Genomic DNA, 2,355 nt, shown 5'->3' with positions numbered 1-2,355 from the left:
ATCAGCAAATACAGGGTTTTTTGATCATGAAATGTCGCCTATGGGATGACAGTGATTAGGATTACGATTATGAGGGTGAAACGCCGTTAGCCGGTGGCCTGGGTTCGGCAAGGGAACTGCTTGCAGAATGCCTGCATATTGGCCATCCACGATTTGGAGGCGGCGAAGCGAATGGTAATCTTGCGGCGATCCCGGATGACGCGTGCCGCCACATGGAAGAGATGGAAGCGGAGGGCCTTGAGACGGGATGTGCGCAGGTCAGTATCCGGAACGGCGGCGCGGATAGCGCTGGCGAGATTATAGGCAATGGCGTTGATGATTAACCAAGCCGCATTGGCACCAAAGCGTTGGCTCGGCAGTGCCGCGGCGGCGAGCGCATTTTTCAATTCATCGTGGGCATGTTCAATGGTTCCTGCCTTCTGCCGATGCCACTGGATGACTTTGGTCGCATCAGGGTTGGTTGAGTTGGTCACCACCGCAAGGAACCGGCGGTCTGCACCGTCGGCAAAGGTAAGCCCTTTGGGTTTGAGCAGGCGCAGACCAATGAAGCGCAGTGCTTGGGTGCATGATTTCTCGCTGGGTTCCGTCGGGGTAAAGGCGATTTCCGCCGCCTGCCGGATGGTTCCGTCATCTTCTGTTCCGAAGGTTGTCCATTGAGTGTCGGTCAGCTTGGCGCAAGCCTTGGATAACTCCTGAGACATCATGGCTGAGATGGCGAATTCGATCCGGCCTTGCGGCCCCTCGGAACGTTGTTCGTCACGAAGCCAGCGCAAAAGATCCCAGTCATAGTTGGCGGAGTCACCACGGAAAGCGAACCGCTTGATGCCTTTGGGGAGTTGCTGAAAGGCTTGTAAGGCGCAGGCCTTGGGATTCATGCGCGCGGGCACATTGCCGTCCCGAAACTCGACGGCCACAATGGCATCGGCTTCCATCCATAGCGCGACCATGGGCTGGAAGCCGCGAGTTCCCTCATGGGTCATTTTGGCGCACCGTTTACGACTCTCGATGATGGTCGCATCCATATCGATGGTGCCCATCTCAACGTTCGATCCCTTAGTGGCGACGGCTCTGGACGAGGCCCCTAACACACGCAACAACCCCTCCTGCAGTGGCGTCGTCTCCGGAATATAGGCCTTCTGCTTTTGATCCACGGCTCGTTTTTGCGCCCGAACGATCTGTTCCGGATCATGGAAGGCGTCAAGAAAATCCCGTGCCGTTCGCGAACTGGGAGGCTTGTAGCCAAGCATCTTGGCCACGGCCTCATCCCTACTTAGGCCGTCGATGTCCGAAACTCGCTCACATCCAATCAGGCATGCAAGGCTGAGCGCTTCCACCATCTGGCCGGGGGTGTATCCCTTCTCGATCTTTCGCAGATCAGGGTGAAGGTGTATTTGGCCTCCCTTGCGGGCAAGTTGGATCAAGACCCGGTCGTACTCTGTCAGGATTTCGCGGGAAACGACTACCTCAATTCGGGAGTCAGAGCCAAGGAATCGAGGCCCTGATTCTTCAGTTCTGTATGCAATTGCTCGATCCGGAGCTTGGCTTCATCGAGCGAATCGAGGGTCTCCCGGATGCGTTTTGAGTTGAAGTTAATTTCAACTTGATAACCATTCCCGCGTTGGCGTATGATCCCGCCCTTGTGAAACCACTTACGCTTATAGCTCTTGGTCATTTGGAAGATATGGATAGGGGTAATTTCCCTCTACCCTCCTTTTCAGGAAAATGTCCCAAAAATGTCCCAAGCAAGCACGAAACGCCAATTTCGTCATAAGTCGTTGATTTCAAACATCTGGAGAGGTGGCTGAGTGGTCGAAAGCAGCGGTTTGCTAAACCGCCGTACTGGTAACAACCGGTACCGAGGGTTCGAATCCCTCCCTCTCCGCCACTTCCACCATATGCCTGCAAACATTGACTACTACACTCATTCACTCTTCGCGACGATGCTTTTGGATAACGGTATAGGATAACGTTTCCATTTTTGTCACCCATGTTTGAGGACGTCGGAATTCCGAAAACTCTTGATCACCAGCCAGGCGTCCAGCCCCATGATCTCGGTTCCGGCGGCTCCCGGCACATACGTTACATACGCACTTTTCAAACTCTCTGGCTATATCAGGGATAATAATACCCCCCCTCTCTCTCAATCCGGAATGGTTCATCTCACGCGCGCGTACGTGCGTAGGTCAAAAAGAAGCGTATGTAACGTATGTTGGCGGCGATGGTAGCCGGGTAATTATGGGTTAGACCGGTGAAAATAACAGTCAAAAACAGTAGCCGCGGCCATCGGAAAGTGCACCAGTCGGCCATCGGAAAGTGCACCAGTCGGCCATCGGAAAGTGCACCACCCTGAGGCAT

At 54.3% G+C, this 2,355-nt stretch carries 2 protein-coding genes and 1 tRNA gene; 1 reads left to right on the top strand and 2 read right to left on the bottom strand.

Features of this window, described 5'->3' with window-relative positions; genetic code table 11:
• Positions 1-86: 86 nt before the first annotated feature.
• Complete coding sequence (locus WCI03_15310; GenBank protein MEI8141219.1) at positions 87-1,421, bottom strand: IS1380 family transposase; 1,335 nt, start codon at positions 1,419-1,421, stop codon at positions 87-89.
• A 38-nt stretch (positions 1,422-1,459) separates the two neighbouring features.
• Positions 1,460-1,672, bottom strand: coding sequence for a hypothetical protein (locus WCI03_15305; protein MEI8141218.1), 213 nt, complete (start codon positions 1,670-1,672; stop codon positions 1,460-1,462).
• Between the two features lie 119 nt (positions 1,673-1,791).
• On the opposite strand from WCI03_15305, the gene WCI03_15300 reads away from it, so the two are divergent.
• A tRNA-Ser gene (locus tag WCI03_15300) sits at positions 1,792-1,885 on the top strand.
• The last annotated feature ends 470 nt before the right edge of the window (positions 1,886-2,355 follow it).

Source organism: bacterium, from assembly GCA_037143175.1.
Lineage (GTDB): Bacteria > Verrucomicrobiota > Kiritimatiellia > CAIKKV01 > CAITUY01 > JAABPW01.
This window is presented reverse-complemented; position numbering and strand designations above follow the sequence as displayed.

Coding starts and splice junctions, on each gene's coding strand:
- WCI03_15305 (MEI8141218.1), bottom strand. CDS start 1,672: ATGACCAAGAGCTATAAGCGTAAGTGGTTTCACAAGGGCGGGATCATA.